22 protein-coding genes and 5 tRNA genes are annotated in these 25986 nt (G+C 40.8%); 19 read left to right on the forward strand and 8 right to left on the reverse strand.

Going from position 1 to position 25986, the window contains the following annotated elements; genetic code table 11:
- Positions 1–101 precede the first annotated feature (101 nt).
- Positions 102–1481: a cysteine--tRNA ligase gene (cysS, locus tag I6E82_RS03350; protein ID WP_024592761.1), complete on the forward strand. Its 1380-nt coding sequence runs from the start codon at positions 102–104 to the stop codon at positions 1479–1481.
- Between the two features lie 71 nt (positions 1482–1552).
- On the opposite strand, the gene folD is transcribed toward cysS, so the two are convergent.
- Positions 1553–2407 carry a bifunctional methylenetetrahydrofolate dehydrogenase/methenyltetrahydrofolate cyclohydrolase FolD gene (folD, locus tag I6E82_RS03355; protein ID WP_002958348.1) on the reverse strand — a complete coding sequence of 285 codons (855 nt, stop codon included), beginning with the start codon at positions 2405–2407 and terminating at the stop codon, positions 1553–1555.
- A 352-nt stretch (positions 2408–2759) separates the two neighbouring features.
- On the opposite strand from folD, the gene I6E82_RS03360 reads away from it, so the two are divergent.
- From I6E82_RS03360 to I6E82_RS03410, 11 genes are all read left to right on the forward strand, one after another.
- Positions 2760–2836: transfer RNA gene (locus I6E82_RS03360), tRNA-Pro, on the forward strand.
- 55 nt (positions 2837–2891) lie between these two features.
- A tRNA-Arg gene (locus tag I6E82_RS03365) sits at positions 2892–2968 on the forward strand.
- A 23-nt stretch (positions 2969–2991) separates the two neighbouring features.
- A tRNA-His gene (locus I6E82_RS03370) sits at positions 2992–3067 on the forward strand.
- A gap of 14 nt (positions 3068–3081) precedes the next feature.
- A tRNA-Pro gene (locus I6E82_RS03375) sits at positions 3082–3158 on the forward strand.
- A gap of 70 nt (positions 3159–3228) precedes the next feature.
- Positions 3229–3305: transfer RNA gene (locus I6E82_RS03380), tRNA-Pro, on the forward strand.
- 378 nt (positions 3306–3683) lie between these two features.
- Positions 3684–4988, forward strand: coding sequence for a trigger factor (tig, locus tag I6E82_RS03385; protein WP_007580935.1), 1305 nt, complete (start codon positions 3684–3686; stop codon positions 4986–4988).
- A 164-nt stretch (positions 4989–5152) separates the two neighbouring features.
- On the forward strand, positions 5153–5770 hold the full coding sequence (clpP, locus tag I6E82_RS03390; RefSeq protein WP_007580937.1) for an ATP-dependent Clp endopeptidase proteolytic subunit ClpP: 618 nt from the start codon (positions 5153–5155) through the stop codon (positions 5768–5770).
- A gap of 135 nt (positions 5771–5905) precedes the next feature.
- Positions 5906–7189, forward strand: a complete 1284-nt coding sequence (clpX, locus tag I6E82_RS03395; RefSeq protein ID WP_002958344.1) for an ATP-dependent protease ATP-binding subunit ClpX — start codon at positions 5906–5908, stop codon at positions 7187–7189.
- Between the two features lie 151 nt (positions 7190–7340).
- Positions 7341–9710: an endopeptidase La gene (gene lon / locus I6E82_RS03400; RefSeq protein WP_197116709.1), complete on the forward strand. Its 2370-nt coding sequence runs from the start codon at positions 7341–7343 to the stop codon at positions 9708–9710.
- Positions 9711–9893: 183 nt separating this feature from the next.
- Entirely contained in the window at positions 9894–10184 is a 291-nt protein-coding gene (locus I6E82_RS03405; RefSeq protein ID WP_157823336.1) for an HU family DNA-binding protein, read from the forward strand.
- A gap of 171 nt (positions 10185–10355) precedes the next feature.
- A complete protein-coding gene (locus I6E82_RS03410) occupies positions 10356–12257 on the forward strand; it encodes a SurA N-terminal domain-containing protein (RefSeq protein WP_197116710.1) in 1902 nt (633 codons plus the stop codon).
- 108 nt (positions 12258–12365) lie between these two features.
- Here the strand turns inward: I6E82_RS03410 and I6E82_RS03415 are convergent, their stop codons facing one another.
- The 7 genes from I6E82_RS03415 to pspF form a co-directional block, all read right to left on the reverse strand.
- Positions 12366–12851 (reverse strand): VOC family protein, encoded by a 486-nt coding sequence (locus I6E82_RS03415; RefSeq protein ID WP_165721610.1) that lies wholly within the window; start codon positions 12849–12851, stop codon positions 12366–12368.
- Positions 12852–12940: 89 nt separating this feature from the next.
- Positions 12941–13702: an ATP-binding cassette domain-containing protein gene (locus tag I6E82_RS03420; RefSeq protein WP_024590982.1), complete on the reverse strand. Its 762-nt coding sequence runs from the start codon at positions 13700–13702 to the stop codon at positions 12941–12943.
- The gene (locus I6E82_RS03425) at positions 13702–14694 is read right to left on the reverse strand and encodes a peptide ABC transporter ATP-binding protein (RefSeq protein ID WP_002958338.1); all 993 of its coding nucleotides are present in this window, start codon (positions 14692–14694) and stop codon (positions 13702–13704) included. Before I6E82_RS03425 ends, I6E82_RS03420 begins: the two co-directional genes overlap by 1 nt.
- Positions 14695–15588 carry an ABC transporter permease subunit gene (locus I6E82_RS03430; protein WP_024592757.1) on the reverse strand — a complete coding sequence of 298 codons (894 nt, stop codon included), beginning with the start codon at positions 15586–15588 and terminating at the stop codon, positions 14695–14697.
- A complete protein-coding gene (locus I6E82_RS03435) occupies positions 15575–16609 on the reverse strand; it encodes an ABC transporter permease (RefSeq protein ID WP_007580956.1) in 1035 nt (344 codons plus the stop codon). Before I6E82_RS03435 ends, I6E82_RS03430 begins: the two co-directional genes overlap by 14 nt.
- The gene (locus tag I6E82_RS03440) at positions 16609–18216 is read right to left on the reverse strand and encodes an ABC transporter substrate-binding protein (RefSeq protein ID WP_010553755.1); all 1608 of its coding nucleotides are present in this window, start codon (positions 18214–18216) and stop codon (positions 16609–16611) included. The genes I6E82_RS03435 and I6E82_RS03440 overlap by 1 nt, the downstream gene beginning before the upstream one ends.
- 15 nt (positions 18217–18231) lie before the next feature.
- Positions 18232–19296: a phage shock protein operon transcriptional activator gene (gene pspF / locus I6E82_RS03445; RefSeq protein WP_002958334.1), complete on the reverse strand. Its 1065-nt coding sequence runs from the start codon at positions 19294–19296 to the stop codon at positions 18232–18234.
- 186 nt (positions 19297–19482) lie between these two features.
- Between pspF and pspA the strand changes: the two genes are divergently transcribed.
- The 7 genes from pspA (at position 19483) to phhA (ending at position 25981) form a co-directional block, all read left to right on the forward strand.
- Positions 19483–20142 carry a phage shock protein PspA gene (gene pspA / locus I6E82_RS03450; RefSeq protein WP_002958333.1) on the forward strand — a complete coding sequence of 220 codons (660 nt, stop codon included), beginning with the start codon at positions 19483–19485 and terminating at the stop codon, positions 20140–20142.
- Between the two features lie 72 nt (positions 20143–20214).
- The gene (gene pspB, locus I6E82_RS03455; RefSeq protein WP_024590985.1) at positions 20215–20448 is read left to right on the forward strand and encodes an envelope stress response membrane protein PspB; all 234 of its coding nucleotides are present in this window, start codon (positions 20215–20217) and stop codon (positions 20446–20448) included.
- Positions 20445–20846 (forward strand): envelope stress response membrane protein PspC, encoded by a 402-nt coding sequence (gene pspC / locus I6E82_RS03460; RefSeq protein WP_024590986.1) that lies wholly within the window; start codon positions 20445–20447, stop codon positions 20844–20846. Before pspB ends, pspC begins: the two co-directional genes overlap by 4 nt.
- A 63-nt stretch (positions 20847–20909) precedes the next feature.
- The gene (locus I6E82_RS03465) at positions 20910–22328 is read left to right on the forward strand and encodes a YcjX family protein (RefSeq protein ID WP_197116711.1); all 1419 of its coding nucleotides are present in this window, start codon (positions 20910–20912) and stop codon (positions 22326–22328) included.
- Positions 22325–23350, forward strand: a complete 1026-nt coding sequence (locus tag I6E82_RS03470) for a TIGR01620 family protein (protein ID WP_197111011.1) — start codon at positions 22325–22327, stop codon at positions 23348–23350. Before I6E82_RS03465 ends, I6E82_RS03470 begins: the two co-directional genes overlap by 4 nt.
- A 414-nt stretch (positions 23351–23764) precedes the next feature.
- Positions 23765–24946, forward strand: coding sequence for a methionine gamma-lyase (gene megL, locus I6E82_RS03475; protein ID WP_197116712.1), 1182 nt, complete (start codon positions 23765–23767; stop codon positions 24944–24946).
- Positions 24947–25183: 237 nt separating this feature from the next.
- Entirely contained in the window at positions 25184–25981 is a 798-nt protein-coding gene (phhA, locus tag I6E82_RS03480; protein WP_002958327.1) for a phenylalanine 4-monooxygenase, read from the forward strand.
- Positions 25982–25986: the final 5 nt, after the last annotated feature.

The raw sequence follows: 25986 nt of genomic DNA on the forward strand, positions 1-25986 counted from the left end.
GATTAACAAAGTAGATGTTTGGTTTGTTATAAAGCGCTAGAGCAGGGGCTTTTCAAGTGGTAACATAACTGTTCAAGTAAATAGTCAAGGACTCAAAGTAAATGGTAAATATATACAACACACTCACGCGACAAAAAGAGCAATTTAAACCTATGGTCGAAGGGAAAATCGACATGTATGTGTGTGGTATCACCATTTATGATTACTGCCATATTGGACACGCTCGTACTTTTGTTGGTTTTGACGTTATTGTGCGCTACTTACGTCATATTGGTTACGATTTAAAATATGTACGTAACATTACAGATATCGACGATAAAATAATTAAGCGTGCGAACGAAAATGGTGAGTCAATAAACGACTTAACTGTGCGCATGACTAAAGCGATGCATGAAGATTTTGATAGCCTAAATATGCTACGCCCAGATATTGAACCAACAGTTACAAGCCATATGGATGAAATTATCGTTATGGTTAAGCGCTTGATTGAAAAAGGCCATGCCTATGTTGCAGCCGACGGCGATGTTTTGTTTGATGTATCAACGTTTGAGCAATACGGTGCACTTTCTCAGCAAGATTTAACTATGTTGCAATCAGGTTCTCGCGTTGAAGTGGCGCAAGATAAAGACGATCCACTTGATTTTGTGTTATGGAAAAAAGCAAAAGCAGGTGAACCATCATGGTCATCACCTTGGGGTGAAGGGCGTCCGGGTTGGCATATTGAATGTTCGGCAATGAGCTCAAAGCACTTAGGTGAGCATTTTGATATTCACGGTGGGGGGTCTGATTTACAGTTTCCACATCATGAAAACGAAATTGCACAATCGTGCTGTGCAAACAACGGCAAGTATGTAAATACATGGATTCATACTGGCATGGTTCAAGTAAACAAAGAAAAAATGTCTAAGTCGTTAGATAACTTCTTTACAGTGCGTGAAGTTTTAAAAGCATACGATCCTGAATCTGTTCGTTACTTTTTAATTTCAGGTCATTACCGCAGCCAACTAAATTACTCACAAGAAAATTTAGACCAAGCGCGTTCATCACTTGAGCGCATTTATACAGCGCTTCGTGATGTCGAACCGGTAGAGTGCGATTTAGAAGGTAATGAGTTTGTTGCTAAATTTAGAAAAGCAATGAATGACGACTTTAATACACCAGAAGCACTACCTGTGTTGTTCGAACTTGCTAAAGAATTAAACCGCGTAAAAGAAAGTGACGCAGTTCAAGCTGGGCAACTTGCGTTTATATTACGCAGTATTGGTAACGTTTTAGGGGTTGCTCAACAAGCACCGGAAGCCTTTTTACAAGGCGGGCAAGATGACGACGAAGTTGCGACAATTGAAGCATTAATTGTAAAACGTAATGAAGCACGTACGAGTAAAAACTGGGCTGCTGCTGATGAAGCACGTGATGCGCTTAATGCGTTAGGTGTAATACTTGAAGATTCAGCCGGTAAAACAACGTGGCGTAAAGCGTAAGCGTTTAAAGTAATACACGTTAAACAAAAAAAGGGTTGCCAAATGGCAACCCTTTTTAATTTTTTAACAGCTTAGCTGTGATATTTCTCACACGCTTCAAGTGTGTTTTCAATTAAGCTCGCGACCGTCATCGGGCCAACGCCACCTGGTACAGGTGTAATGAAATGCGCTTTTTGTTCAGCCACACTGTATTGAACATCACCGACTAATTTACCCGTGTCTAAACGGTTAATGCCTACATCGATGACTATAGCGCCTTCTTTTATCCAATCTCCAGGTATAAATTCAGGTTTACCTACAGCCACAACTAATAAGTCAGCGCGGCGAACATGCGTTTCTAAGTCTTGAGTAAACTTATGGCATACTGTGGTAGTACAACCCGCTAATAAAAGCTCTAACGACATTGGACGACCAACAATATTTGACGCGCCAACGACAACTGCATGCATCCCTTTATAACGTACACCCGTTGAATCAAGTAATGTAATAATACCTTTAGGGGTACATGGGCGAAGGGCAGGCATACGCTGTGCTAATCGACCAATGTTATATGGATGAAATCCATCAACATCTTTATGTGGGGTAATGCGTTCTAAAATCTTTTCAGCATCAAGACCTTTTGGCAGTGGTAACTGCACTAAAATTCCATCAACTTCGGCATCATTATTTAGCTCGTCAATTAAATCTAAAAGAGTTTGCTCTTGCGTGTCTGCTGGTAAATCAAATGATTTGGAGATAAAACCTACTTCTTCACAGGCTTTACGTTTTGAACCAACATAAACTTGGCTTGCTGGATCAAGTCCTACAAGTACTACTGCAAGTCCTGGTGCACGTAAACCATTTGCTACACGTTCACTTACGCGTTCTGCTACAGCGCTACGTACTTGTTTTGCGATTGCCTTACCATCAATGATGTTTGCCGTCATGGGTGACCTTTAATTGGGGTTAATTAACTAGATACCGATACTCTAAAAACGAATGCATAATAAAATAGGGGTAAAAATGCTAATAAAGAAAACATACTCTTTATTTAACTCGTTTTATAATGTGCCTACTATTTTCGCAGAAAAGCATAGCAGCGCCAAGTTGCTTTTAATGTATATAACATTTGAGTTATTAAATAGTTTAAATTTCAGCCTACTATTGTAATATTTAACCATTGTGCACTAAAAATGAGCACTTGATTGGTTTTATTAAAAAAACGTTTGACCTAACCCCGTCAAATCACTATTATGCACCCCGTTGTCAACGAGGTCACTCGCTAACAATAATAAGTTTCGGCGATTAGCGCAGTTTGGTAGCGCACTTGGTTTGGGTCCAAGGGGTCGCAGGTTCAAATCCTGCATCGCCGACCATTTTTATAATTTATTATAATCGAATAGCTTATTGGTAAACTATGAAGTTTTCGATGCGCCCATAGCTCAGCTGGATAGAGCAACGCCCTTCTAAGGCGTGGGTCGAAGGTTCGAATCCTTCTGGGTGCACCATTTGAAAACATGTAAATATAGCGGTGATTGTAGCTCAGTTGGTAGAGCCCCGGATTGTGATTCCGGTTGTCGTGGGTTCGAGCCCCATCAGTCACCCCATTTACAACGAATATCGGCGATTAGCGCAGTTTGGTAGCGCACTTGGTTTGGGTCCAAGGGGTCGCAGGTTCAAATCCTGCATCGCCGACCATTTTCTTAAAATGGTCTTAAACTCTCAGTTTAAGTGTTCAGTATGAAAAAAGAAGTTAACTCTTCAATGTCGGCGATTAGCGCAGTTTGGTAGCGCACTTGGTTTGGGTCCAAGGGGTCGCAGGTTCAAATCCTGCATCGCCGACCATTTTCTTATCTAATAAGAATAATAAATAAATTCCTCTAAGTTATAAATCTAAATCTGTTAGCCTATAATTCTATTAAATAATTTCTACTTTAATCCATTCAATGCCTAGTTAGCCTGTTTTTTATTCAGTTAGTCTCTATAGTCCCTTATCTAGTCCAAATAATTGCCCCCTATACTCGACTATCATAAATATTAGGTTATAATGCCGCGTCTATTGTTTAACATAGTGCCCGAAGGGCAAAGCAGCAATGGTATCTCATGGTAGCGACGGATGCTTTTAAGTGTGGAAAACCGCTTAAACTTTATCAAGACTCATGCAGATCACTTTGTTTGTAAAGGAAGGCGAACAGTCGCCAAAATTGAATATTGAGGTAAATCATGCAAGTTTCTGTTGAGACGACCCAAGGCCTTGAGCGCCGTATAACTATCACCGTTCCTTCAGAGAACGTTGAGACCGAAGTAAAAAAACGCCTACAACAACTGTCAAAAACACAGCGTATAGATGGTTTCCGTGCTGGTAAAGTTCCAGTATCTGTAATTAACAAGCGTTTTGGCCCTGCAGTTCGTCAAGAAGTTGCTGGCGAAGTAATGCAACGTAATTACATTGAAGCAATCGTTTCTGAAAAAATCAATCCAGCTGGCGCGCCTACATTCGCACCTAAATCACTTGAAGCAGGTAAAGATTTAGAATTCTCAGCAACGTTTGAAGTTTACCCTGAAGTTGAAGTTCAAGGTTTAGATAAAATTACTGTTGAGAAACCAGCGGTAACAGTGACTGACGAAGATTTAGCTAACATGCTAGAAACACTTCGTAAGCAACACGCAGCGTGGGCTGATGTTGATGCAGCTGCTGGCGAAAACGACCGTGTAACAGTTGATTTCGTAGGTACTATCGACGGTGAAGTATTTGAAGGCGGCAAAGCTGAAGACTTCCCATTAGAACTTGGCCAAGGTCGTATGATCCCAGGTTTTGAAGATAACATCGTAGGTAAAAAAGCAGGCGAAGAAGTAGTTGCTGATGTAACTTTCCCTGATGATTACCACGCTGAAAACTTAAAAGGTAAAGCGGCTCAATTCACTATCACAGTGAAAAAAGTTGAAGCGCAAGAATTACCAGAATTAAGCGAAGAGTTTGCAACTAAATTCGGTGTTACCGAAGGCGGCGTAGACGCGCTTAAAGAAGAAGTTAAAAAGAACATGACACGTGAGCTAGACCAAGCGGTTAAAGCAAGCGTTAAAGACCAAGCAATCAAAGGTCTTTTAGCTAACAACGAAATCGAAGTGCCTAAAGCACTTGTTGATCAAGAAGTTGATGCTCTACGTCAGCAAGCAGCTCAACGTTTTGGCGGCGACGCTCAAAACATGCCAGAGCTTCCAGCTGAATTGTTCCACGAGCAAGCTGTAACACGTGTTAAAACTGGCCTTTTATTAGGTGAAGTGATTAAAGCTAACGAGATTAAAGTTGATGACGCTAAAGTTGAAGCATTAATCGCAACGGTAGCTTCTGCATACGAAGATCCAACTGAAGTAGTAGAATACTACAAAGGTAATGATCAACTTATGCAGCAAATGCGTAATGTAGCAATGGAAGAGCAAGCTGTTGAAGCTATTTTAGCTAAAGCAGTTGTTACTGATGTTGAAAAAGCATTTGATGACATCATGAATCCACAGCAAGGTGCTTAATAAGTCATTGACTTAAGCTCTCGCTAACGATTAAATGGCTCGTGCTACTCTGTTTATACAGCGTGCCCGGGCCATTTTAGTTTTTGGCTCTAAATTTGCGAAAAACGATAACTATGCTTCCTTATAATAAGGATAAGTATAAGCGCATAAGGAATTAAATAAGTATGAATACTGGTATTACAGATCCCCTAAATGCATTGGTCCCAATGGTTGTTGAACAAACACCGAAAGGCGAGCGCTCGTATGATATTTATTCGAGATTATTAAAAGAGCGTATTATCTTTTTAACAGGTCAAGTTGAAGACAACATGGCAAATCTGATTTTAGCGCAAATGCTATTTTTAGAATCAGAAAATCCTGATAAAGATATCTTTTTATACATCAACTCACCAGGTGGTTCAGTAACTGCGGGTATGGCTATTTACGACACAATGAACTTCATCAAACCAGATGTAAGTACAATATGTGTAGGTCAAGCTGCAAGCATGGGTGCTTTTTTACTTACTGCTGGCGCTAAAGGTAAGCGTTTTTGCCTACCAAACTCACGTGTGATGATTCACCAACCATTAGGTGGTTTCCAAGGTCAAGCATCTGACTTTGAAATACATGCTAAAGAAATTCTGTCTATTAAAGATAAGCTTAACCGCTTAATGGCTGAGCATACAGGCCAACCATTAGATATTATCTCTAAAGACACAGATCGTGATAACTTTATGAGTGCCACGCAAGCTGTAGATTACGGCTTGGTAGACTCTGTGTTTACAAATCGCGACAAAAAGTAAGCGCTTGGCGAGCAGGATTGCCTGTTTGCCACTTTGAGTTACTATGCGAAAACCAATAAATTTTGGTATAGTTAAAGCGTATTGAAATAGCCGCCAACAGTTTTGGTGGCCAACGTAATAAAATGAGGTAGCTGAATGTCTGACACTCCTACAGACGGCGACAAAAGTAATAAATTGTTATACTGCTCTTTTTGTGGCAAAAGCCAACATGAAGTGCGTAAATTAATTGCAGGCCCTTCAGTATACGTTTGTGATGAATGTGTAGAGTTGTGTAACGATATTATCAGGGAAGAGATCAAAGACATTGCTCCTAAGCATGATACGTCTGACAAACTACCTGTACCAAAAGAAATTCGTAAACACTTAGACGATTATGTTATTGGTCAAGATCATGCTAAAAAAGTATTGTCTGTTGCCGTTTATAACCATTATAAACGCCTACGTAACCAATCGACTAAGCAAGACATTGAATTAAGTAAAAGTAATATTTTGCTTATCGGCCCAACAGGTAGTGGTAAAACATTACTTGCAGAAACATTAGCGCGTCTACTTGATGTGCCGTTTACTATGGCCGATGCCACTACATTAACCGAAGCAGGTTATGTAGGTGAAGATGTTGAAAACATCATTCAAAAGCTTTTACAAAAATGCGATTACGATGTTGAAAAAGCGCAACGTGGCATTGTTTACATTGATGAAATTGACAAAATTTCTCGTAAATCAGATAACCCGTCAATTACACGTGATGTATCGGGTGAGGGCGTTCAACAGGCGCTACTTAAATTGATTGAAGGCACCGTTGCTTCTGTTCCACCGCAAGGTGGTCGTAAACATCCACAACAAGAGTTTTTACAAGTAGATACGTCTAAAATCTTGTTTATTTGTGGTGGTGCATTTTCAGGCCTAGATAAAGTAATTGAGCAACGTAGCCATAAAAATACCGGTATCGGTTTTGGCGTTAGCGTAAAAGAATCTGCGGCGAGTCGTTCTTTAAGTGAAACTTTTAAAGACGTAGAACCAGAAGATTTAGTTAAATACGGCTTAATTCCTGAGTTTATAGGTCGTTTGCCAGTAGTTGCTACGTTAACAGAACTTGACGAAGCTGCTCTTGTGCAAATATTGAGTGAACCTAAAAACGCGATTACTAAACAGTTCTCAGTATTGTTTGGCATGGAAGACGTTGAACTTGAGTTTCGCGATGATGCCTTAGCTGCAATTGCCCACAAAGCAATGGAGCGTAAAACAGGTGCACGTGGTCTTCGTTCAATCGTTGAAGGTGTGTTACTTGATACTATGTACGAACTTCCTTCAATGGATGACGTAAGCAAAGTGGTTATTGATGAAACCGTTATTAAAGGTGAGTCAGACCCAATCTTGATTTATGAAAATAATAAACAAGATAAAGCTGCATCAGAATAGTTTTTAAGCTATTTGAATGAAAAAAGGAGCCTTAGGCTCCTTTTTTTATAATTAATTTAATCGAGTATGGGAAAATTGTTGAACTTTAATTAGGTTATCCCCATATACTTGAGTAATCTTTAAAATAAATGAAGTGCGAAGAGAAACTATAATGACGCTTGAGAGAACCGACCGAGTCGAAATCCCAGTCCTTGCACTGCGCGATGTTGTGGTATACCCGCACATGGTGATCCCGCTTTTTGTTGGCCGTGAAAAATCAATAAAATGCCTAGAAGCGGCAATGGACAAAGACAAACAAATTTTCTTGGTTGCACAAAAAGATGCAACTGTAGATGAACCAGAGCAAGATGATATTTATCGTATCGGTACTATTGCCACTGTACTTCAGTTATTAAAATTACCAGACGGTACAGTTAAAGTTTTAGTTGAAGGTACACAGCGCGCACAAATTGAAGAATTTGTAGATAACGATGACTTTTTTGTTGCTAATGCTCAATTTATTGAATCTGATTCGGTAGACGAGAAAGAACAAGATATTTTTATTCGTAGCGCAATTAGCCAGTTTGAAGGCTATGTAAAGCTAAACAAAAAAATTCCACCTGAAGTACTAACTTCAGTTTCAGGTATTGATGAGCCAGCACGCCTTGCCGATACAATGGCAGCCCATATGCCGCTTAAAGTACCTGAAAAGCAAAAAGTGCTAGAAATTTCAAGCGTTACAGAACGTCTTGAATATTTAATGGCATTAATGGAAGGCGAAATAGACTTACTGCAAGTTGAGAAGAAAATTCGTACCCGCGTTAAAAAGCAGATGGAAAAGTCTCAGCGCGAGTATTACCTCAATGAGCAAATGAAAGCCATTCAAAAAGAGCTGGGTGAGCTTGATGATGTACCTGATGAATTTGAAGCACTTAAAAAGCGCATTGAAGAATCGGGTATGCCAACAGAAGCACAAGACAAAGCGACGACAGAGCTTAATAAGCTTAAGATGATGTCGCCAATGTCTGCAGAGGCAACTGTAGTGCGTTCATACATTGACACATTAATTAATGTGCCATGGAAAAAACGCTCTAAAGTGAAAAAAGATTTAGCGGGCGCGCAAAAAATTCTTGATAGCGATCACCATGGCTTAGATAAAGTAAAAGAACGCATTATCGAGTACCTCGCGGTACAACAGCGTACTAATAAGCTTAAAGGGCCAATTTTATGTTTAGTTGGGCCACCAGGTGTTGGTAAAACATCGCTAGGGCAATCTATCGCGCGTTCAACTGGTCGTAAGTATGTGCGTATGGCATTAGGCGGCGTACGTGATGAAGCTGAAATTCGTGGTCATCGCCGTACATATATCGGTTCAATGCCAGGTAAGTTAATTCAAAACATGACAAAAGTGGGCGTTAAAAATCCATTATTCTTGTTAGATGAAATTGATAAAATGTCAGCTGACATGCGTGGAGACCCAGCATCAGCTCTATTAGAAGTGCTTGATCCAGAGCAAAATAGCCATTTTGCTGATCATTATCTTGAAGTAGATTACGATTTATCTGATGTTATGTTTGTAGCAACATCAAACAGCTTTAACATTCCTGGCCCATTACTGGACCGTATGGAAGTTATCCGCTTATCGGGTTACACCGAAGATGAAAAGTTAAACATTGCAAAAGAGCACTTAATTACTAAACAAGTAAAACGTAACGGCTTAAAAGAGTCTGAAATTGAAATTGAGGATAGTGCAATTATTGGCATTATTCGTTACTACACACGTGAAGCGGGTGTACGTAACCTTGAGCGCGAAATTTCAAAACTATGCCGTAAAGCCGTTAAAAATATCTTACTTGAAAAAGACACTAAAACAGTGACTATCAATCAAGATAACCTAGAAGACTTTTTAGGTGTGCAACGCTTTGATTATGGTAAAGCTGAAGATGGCGACCGTATTGGTCAAGTTACAGGTTTAGCATGGACAGAAGTTGGCGGTGATTTGCTAACAATCGAATGTGCGGCTGTACCAGGTAAAGGTAAACTTACTTATACCGGTTCACTGGGCGATGTGATGCAAGAGTCGATTCAAGCGGCAATGACGGTAGTACGTAATCGCGCAGATACATTTCGTATTAATAGCGACTTTTACGAAAAACGTGATATTCACGTTCACGTACCAGAGGGCGCAACACCGAAAGATGGTCCTAGTGCGGGCGCAGCAATGGTAACAGGTCTTGTATCTAGCTTAACGGGTAACCCTGTACGAGCAGATGTTGCAATGACCGGTGAAATTACGCTACGTGGTGAAGTACTTCCTATTGGTGGCTTAAAAGAGAAATTATTGGCGGCGCATCGTGGTGGAATTAAAACAGTAATCATTCCAAAAATTAACGAACGTGACTTAAAAGAGATACCAGACAACGTGCTGGCAGGTCTTGATATTCACCCAGTTACTTGGATTGACGAGGTGTTAAAGCTTGCTTTAGTGCATCCTGTTGAGAGTTTTTCGGTCGAAACACCTAAAAACCAAGAAAAAAGCTAAAAAAAGTGCTTTTTAGGGCTTTTCAAATCTAAACGGTATGATAAGTTAAGCACTGGTTTTCAAGCCTAGCCCTTATGGGGCGTAGGCTTAAGAAAAATATAATCATGTGAGCATTAAATGTTTGCTCTACAATTTTCAAAAAAGTGATGTTAGTTTAAAAAACCATCGCTCTTGATAATAACAATGAAAGAGGATGATATTGTGAATAAATCTCAATTAATCGATCAAATCGCAGCTGATGCTGACATTTCTAAAGCGGCTGCAGGTCGTGCACTAGATTCATTCATCGAATCTGTATCTGGCGCGCTAAAAGAAGGCGACTCAGTTGCACTTGTTGGTTTTGGTACTTTCTCAGTACGTGACCGTGCTGCACGTTCAGGCCGTAACCCGCAAACTGGTGAAACAATCCAAATTGCTGCTGCAACTATTCCAGCTTTCAAAGCCGGTAAAGCGCTTAAAGACGCAGTAAACTAATCACTGTTTTAAACACATTAGTTATGGCGAGTGTAAAGTTACTGATTCACCACAACAGATGAATTAAGTAACTTTACCGCCAGTTACTTCAAGTGAAAAAGCGTATCTGGTAAGATACGCTTTTTTTACATGTGACAAGGTAAAATACCTTGATCAAAAAGAGATAAACAAATGCTTGAGAAAATCAGAGAAGGTTCGCAAGGACCTGTAGCCAAAATAATTTTAGGCGCGGTGATTTTATCTTTTGCCTTAGCAGGGATCGGTAGTTACTTAGGTCAAACCACAGAACAACCCGTTGCTGAAGTAAATGGAATTAAAATTAGTCAAACCGATTTTAACCGTGCTTACCAAAATGAACGTAGCCGTTTAGAGCAACAATTTGGTGAATATTTTACACAAATTGCCGCTGATCCAAATTACATGGCGCAAATTCGCCAAGGTGTAGTTGACCGCTTAGTACAACAAGAATTGCAATCACAGCTAGCGGCTGATTTAGGCCTTCGCGTAAGCGACGAAAGTGTACGTAAAACAATTTTAGAGCTACCGTACTTTCAAATTGGTGAAAAGTTTAATAACGATCGTTACTTACAAGTAATTCGTCAAATGAACTTTCAACCAGATGCTTTTCGTGAATACTTACGTAAAGATATGACACGTAGTCAGGTAGTATCTGCTGTTGCAGGTACAGACTTTGCCCTAGAGAGCGAGCTTAAAAGCGCAATTGCTCTGCAGCAGCAAACTCGTAGTATTGACTACTTAGTCATTAATAAAGAAGCGCTTGCCGCGGACGTAGAAGTATCAGAGCAAGAAGTATCTGATTACTATGAGCTAAACGCATCACAATTTTTATCTCCAGAGCTTATTTCAGTAAGTTATATTGAGCTTAAAGCAGCAGATATTAATGTTGAATCGGTAACCGAGGATGACGTTAAAGCGTATTACGAGCAAAACAAAGCGCAGTACATAGAACCTGAAAAACGTCGCGTATCACATATCTTAATTGATAACAGTGAAGACGATGATGCAGCAAAAGAAAAAGCCAATGCACTTCATGCACAACTAGAGCAAGGTGCAGACTTTGCTGAGTTAGCGCAATCATCATCTGACGATATCGTTAGTGGCGAAATGGGCGGCGACCTTGAATGGATTGAACGTGACGTAATGGACCCTGCATTTGAAGACGCGACTTTCGCACTGCAAAACAAAGGTGACATTTCTGAGGTTGTTGCTTCTGAGTTTGGTTATCACATAATTAAACTTACAGACATTCAACCACAACAAGTTAAAGCGTATGACGATGTTAAAGCTGACTTACGTGCTGAATTAGAACAAGCTGAAAAAGTTGATGCGTTTTACGAAAAGCAAACAGAAATGGGCGCACTTGCATTTGAAATTTCAGACCGCTTAGACGACGCTGCAGAAGTTGCTGAAGTGGAAGTTAAATCTACACCTCTTTTAGCACTTAATGCTCTACCAGAGCCTTTAAACAGCCCTGCAGTTGTAACAGCACTAACATCAGTTGATTTACTTGAAGATAAAGTAAACTCTGAAGTTATTGAGCTTGGTGAGGAGCATGCAATTATTGTTCGTATTAACGAGCATAAACCTGCTGCTACTAAAGCGCTGGATGAAGTAAGCGAGCAAATTAAAGCGCGTTTAGTTAATGAAAAATCATCTGAGCTTGCTAAAGAAAAAGCGCGTAGCTTATTTGCAGAAGTACAAGCAGGTAAGAGCTTAAACGATGTAGCAAACGAGCAAAGCTTGACGGTTCGTCAAGAAGCGCAGTTAACACGTCAAAGCTACACTGTTTCACCTGCTATTGTGACTCAAGCATTTAAAATGGCTCACCCAGCAGATTCTGCGGTAGTTGAGCTTGTTAATTTAAATAATGGTGATGCAGCAATTGTTGCGCTTAAGTCGGTAACAGATGCACAAGTTGCAGCTAATATTGACCCTCAAGCAAAACAAAGCATTACTATGGCGCAAGCTAATAAAAACTACATGGTATTTATTGAAGCGCTTAAAGCCAATGCTGAACTTAACTTACCAACGGCTACACAAACTGTTGAATAATTAATTTTAGCTCATAAAGAAAGGCGCTTTTAAAGCGCCTTTTTTATTGTCTTAAATAAAGTTGGTATATTACCAATTCGCTTAATTAAGTATTATTGCAGGTTGGTATTAATTACCTCTGGCAATAAACTCAATTCGATTGCCGCTAGGCTCTCTTATCATCATATGTTGGGTTGGGCCGTTACCTAAGTTTTCTGGTGCAAACTCTATAATAATATTATTTTGCATTTTTAAGTGTGTATGTAGCTCGCTTAACTTTTTGATACTTTCTACACTGAGTGCTAGATGGTGTAAGCCCACATTTTCTGCCCGATTAAACTCCACACGTTTTTCATCATTTTTTACGCGCCATAATGTAATGGTTATTTTATTGTTTGATAAAAAATAAGCGGGGTAGGTTGGATCACTTCCTAGCGTTTTAAAACCAAGTACATCAGTAAAAAACACTTTAGATGAGTCTAAATTAGAAACTGTTAAACCGAGGTGATCAACGCCGCCTACCCAGCTTTTAACTTCTTGTGATGTATTTGAAATAGCTGAAGCAGATAGTAGCAGTAGGGGAGAAAGACTAAGTAGTAACGTTTTTTTAAGCATAAGATTTCTTGTTAATTAAATGTAGTTAACAACAAGACCCACCTAAATGCGGTTACCTTACAAAAAAGGTATAAATTTATAAGCTGCTTTTAGCAGCTCAGTAATCGCTGCGTTACTTTTGATTGGGGGTTTTGGAAAACGTCTTCAGTAGGGCCGTATTCAACTACTTCGCCTTTATCGAGTACAACCACAAAATCACTGATGTGGCGCACTAGGCTTAAATGATGGGTGATCATCACATATGTAAGGCCTGTGTCGCGCTGCAGCTTAAGTAATAAATTCACTATTTGCGCGCGTATAGAAGGGTCTAAAGACGAAACGGCTTCATCAAGCACAATCACCTTAGGATCTAAAATTAATGCACGAGCAAACGCAACACGCTGTAGTTGCCCCACACTAAACATATGCGGGTAGTAGTGTTTATGATCGATTAACAAACCCACCTTTGAAAGCGTTGCATCAATCTTTTCAGTGCGTTCACTAGCATCAAGTTCAGTATTATATTGCAGGCAATCATCAAGCATTTCGCCAATGGTTAACCCCGGGTTGAGCGATGCAGCTGAATCTTGAAAAATCATACGAATATGGCGACATTGATTATCGCGTACGCCATTATCTTCGATAATATTATTCTCGAGCAAAATTTGCCCGCTATCAGCAGTATCAGCTCCAGAAAGTAGTTTTGCTAATGTACTTTTACCTGCACCTGTTTCACCAATTATGGCAATACTTTCGCCTTTACCGACACAAAACGAAATATTTTTAAGTACTTCAAACTTTTTACGTGAAAAAAGCCCAGCTCGCACATTGAATGTTTTTGATAGTGCTTGTACTTTTAGCAGCGGCTGCATTATTTCATGTCCTTAATTAACGGAAAGTGGCACGCATAACTATGACCATGATGCTTAGTAAGGGCTGGCGTTACCACGCAGGCTTTTTGTGCTTGCGGGCAACGCGGCCCGAGGCGACAGCCAATAGGTAAATGTTGCAGAGTAGGGATAGTCCCTTTAAGTGCATAAAAAGGTTCTTTATGCGCTAAACCTTGTTCGTAGTCTGGCAAGCTTTTTAATAATGCTTGAGTGTAAGGATGGCGAGGCTGTTTAAATATTTCATGGGTTGGGCCTGCTTCAACCATTTGCCCGCAATATAAAACATGAATGCCATGCGACCAATGTGCAATCTCTTCAAGCTCATGAGAGATCATTAAAATAGACATATTTTTAAGTTGGTTTAAGCTTTTTAATAACCTAAATACTTGTGCGCGAGTTGTGCTCTCAAGCGCTGTAGTTGGCTCATCAGCTATCAATAGCTTTGGAGTGCGGGCAATGGCCATTGCAATCATTACTTTTTGGCATACGCCTTCTGAGAGCTCGTGAGGGTAGCTACTTAGTACCGCTTCGTGGTTTTTAATACCCACTTTATGAATAAGCGCTTTTACTCTGTCTTTTCTCTCGCGGTTGCGTTTTAAAAAGAAACCTTTAGTTGCGACCTCTGGGAGTGTTTCAGCAATTTGATCAAATATTTTAGCGGTCGGATCAAGACAGCGACTTGGATCTTGATAAATCATCGCTATATCTTGGCTTACTATCTTACGGCGTTTTTCTGGGCTTAAACGCATTAAGTCTACGCCGCGCCAATGAATACGGTCGGCAGTAATGTCCCAGCGTTCGTTCAATACACCAATAATCGCTTTTGCTATTAGACTTTTACCAGAGCCAGACTCGCCTACAAGCGCATGTACTTCGCCCTCTTTTAAGCTAAAGCTCACTCTGTCTACGGCTCTAATTACAGTTTCAGAGGTACGTAGTTCAATTGTTAAGTTACGAACATCGAGTAATTGCATTTAATCAGCCTTACGTGCTTTTAGCACTTGTCGCAGGCCATCGCCTACTAAATTAGTAGATAACACGGCTAAAAATAACAGTACACCAGGTAGTGCTACAGTCCACGGTGCTAAATAAATGAGGCCTAGGTTTTCGGCTAATATTGCGCCCCATTCGGTCGTCGGTGGCTGAGCCCCTAATTTTAAAAATCCCAGTGCTGAAATATCTAATATAGCGGTAGAAAGCGCCATCGTGAATATAACCACAATGTGCTCATAAATATTAGGGAAAATACCGCGCGATATAATATGCCAATTAGACGCACCATCGAGTCTAAACGCAGTAATGTAGTCTTTACTTAATTCATCAACAATCAAGTTACGCACTGAGTGAATAAATTGCGGCAGTAGCGCTAAAATAATTGCCCATACCGTATTCATTAAACCCGGGCCGAGTATGGCGATTATTATTATTGCCAATAACAAAGAAGGAATAGAAAGCGTTATATCAAGTAAGTGATTTAAAAAGCTTGAACGCAGTCCTTTACTAATCCCTGCAAAAGTACCCACTAATACACCAAAAATAGTTGTGATTAGGGCGGCTACAACAGAGAGGCCAAATGTATACGTAGCACCATTCATTAAGCGCGAGAGTACATCACGGCCTAAATCATCGGTACCTAAAAGAAAGCGTACATCGCCCATTTCTCGCCACGATGGCGGAATAAGCAGTGCATCACTGTGTTGTTGGTTTACACCATACGGGGCTAAAAAAGGAGCGGTGGCGGCTAATAGTGCAAACGCCATAAATATCCATAAACCAACCAAAGCAGGGTGGTTATTTTTAAACTTTCGCCAAAATCGCGCCAGTGGCGATTTATTCGACTCTTCAGAAAATAAGTTAAACTTTGCCATGGGCCTGATTCCGCGAGAGTGGATCGAATAAAGTGTAAGTAAGCTCAGCTGTAATAGAAGCTAAAATAACAAATAAAGACACTGCCATTAACCCGCCTTGAATTGCAGGGAAGTCACGCTGATAAATACTATCGATTAACCATCGGCCAATACCCGGCCACGAAAAAATAACTTCGGTAATCATCGCAAGCGTTATTAGCGTACTAAATTGCAAACCAATTTGCTTAATTACCGGCAGTAATGCATTACGCAGTGCATGGTGCATGATAAGTTGGCGGCGGTTAAGGCCTTTTGCCCTAGCTGTTTTAATAAAGTTTTGATCCATTACTTTAAGCATAGACTCGCGAGTAAAGCGCACTAATACAGTGGTTGGATACATAGCCAGTACAATAGTCGGAAGTGTTAAATGGCGCAGCGCATCAACAAAGGCCATTCCTTTATATGGAAAGCCAGCCAGTGCAATATCAATTAAAATAAACCCAGTACTGGCGGGTATTTCGTAAAGGAGCCCCATTCTGCCCGACATAGGAAACCAGCCAAGCTTTAATGAAAAAACCATTATTAATAACAATGCGAGCCAAAATACAGGCATTGAATAACCCACCATAGTGGTGGAATTTATAAGCTTGTCGGGCCAACGTTTATGATACCCAGAGCCTAAAATGCCAGTCGGTACACCAATAACAACCGATACAATTAATGCGTATACGCTTAGCTCTAAAGTAGCCGGTAACAAATCAACAATATGGCTAAACACACTATTACCAGAGGCAAACGAAAGCCCCCAATCACCCTGAAATATTCGCCCTAAAAAGGCAATGTATTGCATAAAGTAATTGCTGTTATATAAATATTTGTCTTCAAGCTCACTATGCTGTGCAAAGTTACTACTTGGTATGCCACTTAAATTACTTAGCGGGTCACCGGGAAATAAATACGCCAGTGAAAACGTAAATACGCTGAGCATCAGTATCATAAAAAAGAACAAACCAAGGCGACGTAAAATATAATCTAAGATCATTATTTTTTCCTCGCATTGGCAAGCGAAATAGCGCCAAACGGGCCAAGTGTTATGCCTTCCACATCGGCGCTACTCGCTTGAAAGCGCAGGCCATGAGCAATAGGTAACAACGGCAGCTCTTGAATAATTAAGCTTTGTGCGTCTTCGTAGTATTTTTTACGTTTGTTTAAATCAGTGGTGTCTAGCGCTTGAGTGAGCAATAAGTCAAATTGGGGATTACACCAGTTTGCTGGGTTTTTACCACTAAAAGTAGCGGTGCAACTTAGCAGTGGGCTAAAAAAGTTATCAGGGTCGGGTGTATCTGCGGCCCAACCAAGTAATACACTGTCGTGCCTATGCTCGCCAATACGTTGAATAAACGTGTTCCACTCATATTCTACAATGCTTACATTAACGCCCACTTTGCGTAAATCACTCTGCATAAGCTCAGCCATTTTTCGCGCGTTAGGGTTATAAATACGACTCACAGGCATAGCCCATATCGTCATATCAAAGCCATCAGGTAAGCCAGCTTCAATTAGTAACTTTTTAGCAAGTTCTGGATCAAACGTAGGTATATCTTCTTGTGGCTCAAACGCCCAAGAGGTTGGCGGCAAAATAGATTGTGCGCGAGTACCGTTACCGTAATAAACCGCCTGCATTATTTTATCTACATCTATTGCATGTGCGAGTGCTTGGCGTACACGCAAGTCGTCAAACGGGGCACGTTCTGTATTAAACGCCCAATAACCTATGTTTAAGTTCGTTTCTTTTTCAACGTTTATATCATCACGTTGCGCTAAAATACTCAATTGCGCACTACTTGGATGAGCCGTTACATCGCACTCTTTAGTCAGCATTTTTGCTATACGCGTAGTGCCGTTAGGGGTTATGTCGTAAACCAATTGTTCAAGTGCAACGTCGTGCTTCCAATAAAGTGGATTACGGTAAAAGCGTACAAGGTGATCTCGGCGGTATTCTTTATAAATATATGGGCCAGTGCCAATAGGGTACTGATCAAATAAGTTTTCTTCGTTTTTTTTCTTAAGTTCCATGGCGTATTCTTCTGAAAGCACTACGGCAAAGTCGGTGGCCATATTAGCTAAAAAGCTGCTTTCAGGATTAAACAGTTCAAAACGCACTTGGTAGTCAGACACGCGCACAATTTTACGAATGAGTTGATCAATCCCCACACTTTGAAAATACGGGTAATTAGCATCGCCCACAAAGTGATATGGATTGTATACATCGAATAATCGGCTAAAGGTGAATATAACGTCGTCGGCGTTAAAATCCCGCGATGGGGTAAAATAAGAAGTTGTATGAAACTTTACATCTTTACGCAAGGTAAAGGTAACCGATTTACCATCTTTACTAATTTTCCAATCGGTTGCTAACTCACTTTGAAACTCTGCCGTAACAGGGTCAATGCTAATTAAACGGTCGTATAATTGGTTAGCAATTATATCAATAGTTGAACCGGTGGTCGTGACTTGCGGATTAAACGACACAGGGTTAGCTTCAGCGCAATAAACTAAGCCTTGGTTTTTTTCTTCTATGATTTCTTCTTTGCTATCAAGGCAACCAACTAAAGTGGTGGCAAGCAAAACAAGTAATAATTTATGCACCCGCATAACCTCTGACTATTGTTGATCCAACAAGTTGTATTTTTTAAGATAACCACGTAATTGATGATACGTTAAACCAAGTACTTCTGCAGTTTTCTTTTGATTAAATTGGCTATGTTCGAGCGCTTTATTAATCATGTTTATTTCAAAGTCGTTTGAGCGCTCTTTTAAGCTGCACGGAAATTGAATATCGACGGCTATATTACTGCTTGCTTGAGCAATCGGCGGCGCAACAACAATAGGCTCGGCATTAACAGTTTGAGCCGCTATAGGTGCTTTAATGCGCGCTTTTGGTCTAAATGGGCTATCGAATGGGTCTAAAATAATCTGGTGAACGGGGATATGTTCACTACCGTGACGATACAAACTGCGTTCAACCACATTTTTAAGTTCACGAATATTACCAGGCCAATCATAACTAAGCAGTGTTTCTGTTGCGCTTCGGGTAAAACCGCTAAAGAGTTCCCACTCTAAATCGCGCGCCATATTCATCGCAAACTGCTCAGCAAGAAGCATAATATCGTCTTGGCGTTCGCGCAGTGGCGGCAGGGTAATTACATCAAAGGCAAGGCGATCGAGTAAGTCACTTCTAAATTCACCTTGCTCAGCCAAATAAGGGAGGTCTTCGTTTGTAGCACACACTAAGCGTGTATCTACTTTTACAGTTTGTTTGCCGCCAACACGTTCAAACTCACCGTATTCTATAACGCGCAGCAATTTTTCTTGTACCATAGCTGAGGTATTAGCTAATTCATCTAAAAACAGTGTGCCACTGTTAGCGCGTTCAAAACGACCTTCGTGGCGTTTGCTTGCCCCCGTAAAAGCACCGCTTTCGTGGCCAAATAATTCACTTTCGAGTAGGTTCTCGTTAAGCGCTGCACAGTTAAGCTTTACGTAGTTTTGATCCCAGCGTTTTGATAAAAAGTGTAAGCGTGCTGCTATTAGCTCTTTACCTGTGCCGCGTTCACCAATAATAAGTACTGGTTTATCTAAATTAGCCAGTTGCGATACCTGATCTAATACAGACAGAAAGCTATCTGATTGGCCGAGTAAATTATCCTGTTGGCGATATTGGCTCATATTTCCTAACTCTTGGTCATTTTTACTAACTGTTAGTGTATTTCATAATTAGGGAGAACTAAAGAAATTTGTATATATAGTTTAACTTAATGAAAATAAAGTGTATTTTATCTTTTAAAAAGTTGGCAAGCATATTGATACTAGTTATAGCAGACTAACTAAGTTTTAATTACAGAGGTAAATGTTATGGGAATTTTTTCACGTTTTGCAGATATTGTTAATTCTAATATCAATGCCATTTTAGATAAAGCAGAAGACCCAGAAAAAATGGTTCGTCTGATTATTCAAGAAATGGAAGATACGCTTGTTGAAGTACGTTCTACATCAGCTAAAACATTGGCTGAGAAAAAAGAAATCGTACGCCGCTTAGATACGCTTAAAGCACAGGTAAGTGATTGGCAAGATAAAGCCGAACTGGCTTTAAGTAAAGACCGCGACGATTTAGCGCGCTCAGCCCTACTTGAAAAGCAAAAGTCGGCAGATGCCGTTGCTTCAGTCGCTAGTGAACTTGAACATGTAGAGTCTCATATTGAGAAATTACAGCAAGAAGTAACGACACTACAAGAAAAGCTAGCAGATGCGAAATCTCGTCAAAAGGCAATTATACTTCGCCAACGTTCGGCTGAGTCGCGCCTTGAAGTGAAAAAGACACTTGATAGCTCAAAAGTAGAAGACGCACTTAACCGCTTTGAACGTTACGAAACTAAAATTGATGGACTAGAATCTCAAATTGAGTCTTACGATTTAGGTAAAAAGACGTTAGCGGACGAAATTGCTAATCTACAAAAAAATGAAAAGATAGATGATGAGCTAGCCGAACTTAAAAAGAAGCTAGCTGATAAATAATTACATATAAAAATATATGGGGCCCATGTGCCCCAGCTTAAAAACATCAAAACGGATTGTCAGGAGAGGATTATGTTTGATCCAGAGATACTAGTTGCACCATTTATCTTGTTTATGATTTTTGTTGCTCCGCTGTGGCTAATTTTGCACTACCGTAGCAAAAAACAAGTAAGCCAAGGTTTAAGTGAACACGAGCATCGCCAATTACTTGAGCTTGCGCAAAAGGCAGAAAAAATGGCCGATCGATTAGAAACACTTGAAGCATTGCTTGATCAAGAGTCACCACAATGGAGACGCAAAGTATGAGTGCCAAACGCGAATTATTAAGAGACCCACAACGCGGTAAAATAGCCGGTGTATGTGCGGGATTAAGTGACTACTTTAATATGGAGTTATGGTTAGTTCGCATTATATTTGTTAGTGCGGTACTGCTAACGGGTGGCCCATTATTTGTGGTAGCGTATATTGCAGCCTGGTTCATTTTAGATAAAAAAGAGCCCGCAACAGCGCAAACAAAAAGCTCAACTAAACATGACGATCCGCTAGAAGTAAAATTTAAAGTATGGCAAAAGGGCGAGCCACCGCGCCGCGCATTGCAAGATTTAAAAGAGCGTTTAACGCGTGTAGATACTCGCCTTCAAGATATGGAGCGCCATGTAACTTCAAGCGAGTTTACGGTGAGCCGTGAAATTAACAAACTTTAAAGGATTTAATAGCACCTTATTTGCAGCGTGATAAATTACGGCAAATTAGGTGCAAGACACTTTATGAGCCAATCATTTGCAAAAAAGACCTTTAAAAGTATTAAAGGCAAAGCACAAAAAGCCCTTCATCGCAGTTTAGACCAACACGTAAAACTTGCCGTAACGGGCCTAAGTGGTAGTGGTAAAACAGCCTTTATTACCGCGCTTGTTAAACACTTAACAACGCAAGCAGACGATAAAAATTTACCTTTTTTTGATGTAATGCGCGAGCACCGCCATGTGGCCACTAAAGTTGTGCCGCAAGAAGCGTTAAAAGTCCCTACGTTTAATTATACGCGCGCACTAAATTCATTATTACCCAGCGATGGGATGCCTACATGGCCTGCATCAACTGAGCGGATTAATACGCTGCGCTTGGCAATAAAGTATCAGAGTAATGCTGGGCTGCGCGGCCACTTTTCGCCGCAATCAACGCTTTATTTAGATATTATTGACTACCCCGGTGAATGGCTCCTTGATTTACCTATGCTTGAGCAAAGCTATGCTCAATGGTGCGAGCAACAATACCCGTTATTAACTCAGCCTTCGCGCGTAAACACATCAAGTGATTTTTTAATGGCCGTTGAGCAACTTGACTTAAACGCTCCCGTTGATGAAAACGCACTTGCTCATATTGCTCAGCTTTATCAAAGCATGTTAGTAGGGCTTAAAAAAGACACCAAACTTGCCATGTTACAACCTGGGCGCATGCTAATGCCTGGCGACTTACAAGGCGCGCCATTGTTATTGTTTTTTCCGGTATCGGGTGAAGTAAATAGTGACGATGTCGTTGCGGGTTCTAATTTAGCGCATTTAATTAAGCGCTTTAACGCTTATATAAAAGAAGTTGTAAAACCATTTTATAATGAGCATTTTAGACACTTCGATCGCCAAATCGTACTTGTAGATGTACTTAGTGCATTAAACGAAGGGCACGAAACACTCCAAGAGCAAAGCAGTGTAATAAACCAATTACTCGCACACTTTAACTATGGCGAGTCGGGCTTTTTTAAACGTTTATTTAAGCCCAACATAGACAAAATATTATTTGCAGCTAATAAGTCAGATCATATAAGTGCTAAGCACCATAAAGATTTAGCACTGCTACTTGATTCGCTCGTGCATGAGCAAAGCAATCATTTAAAGTTTGATGGTGTAAAAATAGAAACCATGGCTATGTCGTCAATTACAGCAACGCAGCCGCGCCAAATTGCCGACAAAGGCCAAACGCTTGACTGCATTTACGGTAAACCATTACACGAGCCTGATTGGCTTACGTATTTACCGCCGCAACCTCCCTCGCGGATGCTTAATAAAAGTGAGTGGCCAGCACAGGGATTTGAGTTTTTATCGTTCTCTCCAATGCCGAGCCCCGATAAACAACTAAAACATATTCGATTAGATCATGTCATGCAGTACCTGCTAGGAGACAAATTAACATGAGTGAGTCAAACCAACCATTTCAAGCAGGGCGTCGCATAGATACGCAAAGCATTGAGCAAAACGAACCCGTTTTAGCACCTGCAAAAATTATTCAGCACGGACAAAGTGATTACGAAGAACTTGAAGATGAAGCACTAGAGCCAGAAATAGATCTAGAACCAGTGTACAAAAAGTCAAAGTGGCAAACGCTTAAAGGTGTTTTTGCTATTAGTTTTATAGTACTGGTGCTTTTAGAGTTTGCGTACTCGTTAGTATTTGCTTTCGAGCAGTCAATTATTTTAGGCAGCGTTTATTTAACAGCAGTTGTAAGTGGCGTGCTGCTAATAGGGCGCTTATTGTGGCGAGAGTACCGAATGCTGCGCAGTTTAAAGCGTAACCAATTGCACCGAGTTGAAGCCGACAGGCTTTTAAACAGCGAGCAAGTAGGCGGTGCATTACCTTGGCTCGAAAAGCTTAATAAACATCAGGAGCTTGATAACTTTGAAACCTTTAAAAACCAAGTAGCGACGCATCACAGCGACAAAGAAATAATGACGCTGTACGCCAATAGTTTATTAATAACCCAAGACACCAAAGCTAAAAAGCTTATAAATCGTTTTGCGACTGAATCTGCACTGCTAGTTGCCCTAAGCCCACTTGCGCTGGTGGATATGATGGCCGTGCTTTGGCGCGGTACTAAGTTAATAGAACAAATTGGTAAAATTTACGGCATTGGTTTTGGCTACGCGAGCCGTATAAAGTTATACCGTATGCTGATAAAACAAGTGATGTTTGTAGGCAGTGCTGAGCTTGTATCTGACCTTGCTGCAACTGCACTAAGTGCTGAGCTTTTAGGTAAGCTTTCGGGGCGGGCTGCGCAAGGTGTCAGTGCCGGTATTTTTACAGCGCGTATTGGTTACAAAGCAATGGAGCTTAGTCGCCCATTACCACGGCTTGAAAACAAACGCAGCTTGTTAAAAGGCACTGTGCAAAGCATCGCAGGTAAAATTATGAGCCGCAAAAAGGCGGAGTCAACACACTAGGGTCTGTTGAACTTTCTAGGTTAAATTTGCGGCAGTCTGTTTGGTATTTAGGCAAGGCAGAGCCTATGTAGTGTGGTTATTCCCCATAAATGGTTGATAACGTAGCATTAATGCCAAACAGGCGCTGCCCAAAGGTTCTTCCTAGGGGCTATTTACTCTTCGTTGCTCGGTTTTTACTTAGCCCACTAGGTTACAAACCTCGCGCCGCGATTAAATAACCCCTAGTTTGAACAAATTTTAATCCGCAAAGATCAACAGACCCTAGATTAGCAGTGGCAATATTTGTGTACAAACGTGCGCTGCACGGTTTTTACACAAATAGCCATCTGAGCATCCGGCATGCTTGCTGTTTGTAAGCGCATACGTTTTGATTGTTGAATCGCAAAAACATAATAATCAAAAAATGAGCCTACAATGAGCAAGCATCATATAAACACCCAGTGTATTCACGGACCACAAAAAGCAAACGACCCGCACGGCGCACTCACTTCTCCTTTGTATCAAACCTCTACCTTTCATTTTGAAAATGCCGCACAAGGTGCTGCGCGTTTTGCAGGCGACGAACCTGGCTATATTTATACGCGCTTAGGAAACCCTACAACCACAGAGCTTGAGCAAAAAGTTGCTCAACTAGAGAGCTGTGAAGCAGCTGCTGCAACCGCAACAGGTATGGGGGCTGTATCAGCCTCAGTACTGAGCTTTTTATCGCAGGGAGATCATCTTGTTGCCTCAAGTGCTTTGTATGGTTGTACCTTTGCGTTTTTCTCGCATATGTTGCCGCGCTGGGGAATCGAAGTCACTTTTGTTGATATGACCAACGAGGACGAACTACGCGCTGCCATCGAACTTAATTCAAAAATGATATTTGTAGAAACGCCAATTAATCCCACTATGGCAGTTATTGATTTGGCACTGATTGGCGCAGTTGCTAAAGAGCACAATTTAATTAGTGTGGTCGACAACACCTTTTTAACACCGCTACTGCAATCGCCTAAAAAATACGGTATCGACATTATAATGCACAGTGCGACCAAGTACTTAAACGGCCACGGAGACGTAGTTGCCGGTATTGTATGTGGATCGCTTGAGCACATAACACACATTAAAATGACCGTACTAAAAGACATTGGTGCAACTATAAGCCCGCACGATGCATGGCTAATTAATCGAGGCCTAAAAACACTCGCTATTAGAATAGAGCGCCATTGTCAAAGCGCACAAACAATAGCCGAATATCTAGAAGCGCACCCACAAGTAAGCACCGTATATTACCCGGGGCTTAAATCGCACCCAGGTTATAAGTTTATTGGTAATCAAATGAAAGCCGCTGGTGGTGTTATTGCGTTTGAAATAAAAGGCACGCTACAAGATGGCGCACAATTTATTGATAGTATGAAACTTTGTACACTTGCAGTAAGCCTTGGCGACGCTGAAACACTGATTCAGCATCCTGCATCTATGACTCACTCGCCTTATACGCCAGAGGAGCGAGCCGCCGCTGGAATAAGTGATGGGCTGATCAGACTCTCGGTTGGGCTTGAAGATGTTAACGACATTATTAGTGATTTAAACCAAGCTTTTACTAAAATTGGTTAGGTGTAATTAATTGTATACACATAAAAACAAGCTACAGGCCTTTATTTAAAGGTCCGTATTTTTAGTGTGCCACAGGTGTAATTTTAACTTTACGATTGGGGTGATCGCGCCAAATACTGATGTTAGCCTATCTATTAAACTTTTCTTCACTTTTGCATAGTATGGGGTCATTCGATATTCAATAGGTTTGAGTATCACACTGACACCGATTTAGGGCTCACACCCAAGAAGGTACTTATGGCTAAAGCAAGTAAATACACATCCAAAACACCAGACGAAAATGGTGTTATACACTGGAGTGATGAAGAAAATAAAATTTGGTCTGAGCTTGTAGCGCGCCAACTTGCATGCATTGAAGGCAAAGCCTGCAACGAGTACATGCAAGGGTTAAAAAAGATTAACCTGCCGCACGATCGTATTCCGCAGTTAAGCGAACTAAACGAAGTGTTACTAGCCACTACCGGTTGGCAAGTTGCACCAGTACCTGCGCTTATCGACTTTGATGAGTTTTTTAGATTACTGGCAAACAAGCAGTTTCCGGTAGCTACATTTATTCGTAGCCGCGAAGAATTTGACTACCTACAAGAGCCAGATATTTTTCATGAAATATTTGGCCATTGCGCCATGCTAACTAACCCTGACTTTGCCGAGTTTACGCATAAGTACGGGCAATTAGGTTACGCAGCGCAGAAAAAAGACCGTGTATACCTTGCGCGTATATACTGGTTTACAGTCGAATTTGGTTTAATGCAAACCGAAGACGGCCTGCGTATTTACGGCGGTGGTATTTTATCAAGCCCAGGTGAAACTCAGTACGTATACTCAAACACGCCAGAAATTAGCCCAATGAATGTGCTTGATGTACTGCGTACGCCGTACCGTATTGATATTATGCAACCACAGTACTACACCATAAATTCGATTCATGATCTGTTTGATATATCGCAAATGGATATTATGACTTTGGTTGAGCGAGCTAAAGAGCTTGGTTTGCACGACCCAAAATTTCCACCAAAAGAAAAATTAGCCAGTTAAATATT

Source organism: Pseudoalteromonas sp. NZS11, from assembly GCF_015864765.1.
Taxonomy (GTDB): Bacteria; Pseudomonadota; Gammaproteobacteria; order Enterobacterales; family Alteromonadaceae; genus Pseudoalteromonas; species Pseudoalteromonas arctica.

Bases quoted from the DNA above. Each gene is read 5' to 3' on its own strand.
- cysS (WP_024592761.1), top strand. From the start codon at position 102: ATGGTAAATATATACAACACACTCACGCGACAAAAAGAGCAATTTAAA.
- folD (WP_002958348.1), bottom strand. From the start codon at position 2,407: ATGACGGCAAACATCATTGATGGTAAGGCAATCGCAAAACAAGTACGT.
- tig (WP_007580935.1), top strand. From the start codon at position 3,684: ATGCAAGTTTCTGTTGAGACGACCCAAGGCCTTGAGCGCCGTATAACT.
- clpP (WP_007580937.1), top strand. From the start codon at position 5,153: ATGAATACTGGTATTACAGATCCCCTAAATGCATTGGTCCCAATGGTT.
- clpX (WP_002958344.1), top strand. From the start codon at position 5,906: ATGTCTGACACTCCTACAGACGGCGACAAAAGTAATAAATTGTTATAC.
- lon (WP_197116709.1), top strand. From the start codon at position 7,341: ATGACGCTTGAGAGAACCGACCGAGTCGAAATCCCAGTCCTTGCACTG.
- I6E82_RS03405 (WP_157823336.1), top strand. From the start codon at position 9,894: ATGAAAGAGGATGATATTGTGAATAAATCTCAATTAATCGATCAAATC.
- I6E82_RS03410 (WP_197116710.1), top strand. From the start codon at position 10,356: ATGCTTGAGAAAATCAGAGAAGGTTCGCAAGGACCTGTAGCCAAAATA.
- I6E82_RS03415 (WP_165721610.1), bottom strand. From the start codon at position 12,851: ATGCTTAAAAAAACGTTACTACTTAGTCTTTCTCCCCTACTGCTACTA.
- I6E82_RS03420 (WP_024590982.1), bottom strand. From the start codon at position 13,702: ATGCAGCCGCTGCTAAAAGTACAAGCACTATCAAAAACATTCAATGTG.
- I6E82_RS03425 (WP_002958338.1), bottom strand. From the start codon at position 14,694: ATGCAATTACTCGATGTTCGTAACTTAACAATTGAACTACGTACCTCT.
- I6E82_RS03430 (WP_024592757.1), bottom strand. From the start codon at position 15,588: ATGGCAAAGTTTAACTTATTTTCTGAAGAGTCGAATAAATCGCCACTG.
- I6E82_RS03435 (WP_007580956.1), bottom strand. From the start codon at position 16,609: ATGATCTTAGATTATATTTTACGTCGCCTTGGTTTGTTCTTTTTTATG.
- pspF (WP_002958334.1), bottom strand. From the start codon at position 19,296: ATGAGCCAATATCGCCAACAGGATAATTTACTCGGCCAATCAGATAGC.
- pspA (WP_002958333.1), top strand. From the start codon at position 19,483: ATGGGAATTTTTTCACGTTTTGCAGATATTGTTAATTCTAATATCAAT.
- pspB (WP_024590985.1), top strand. From the start codon at position 20,215: ATGTTTGATCCAGAGATACTAGTTGCACCATTTATCTTGTTTATGATT.
- pspC (WP_024590986.1), top strand. From the start codon at position 20,445: ATGAGTGCCAAACGCGAATTATTAAGAGACCCACAACGCGGTAAAATA.
- I6E82_RS03465 (WP_197116711.1), top strand. From the start codon at position 20,910: ATGAGCCAATCATTTGCAAAAAAGACCTTTAAAAGTATTAAAGGCAAA.
- I6E82_RS03470 (WP_197111011.1), top strand. From the start codon at position 22,325: ATGAGTGAGTCAAACCAACCATTTCAAGCAGGGCGTCGCATAGATACG.
- megL (WP_197116712.1), top strand. From the start codon at position 23,765: ATGAGCAAGCATCATATAAACACCCAGTGTATTCACGGACCACAAAAA.
- phhA (WP_002958327.1), top strand. From the start codon at position 25,184: ATGGCTAAAGCAAGTAAATACACATCCAAAACACCAGACGAAAATGGT.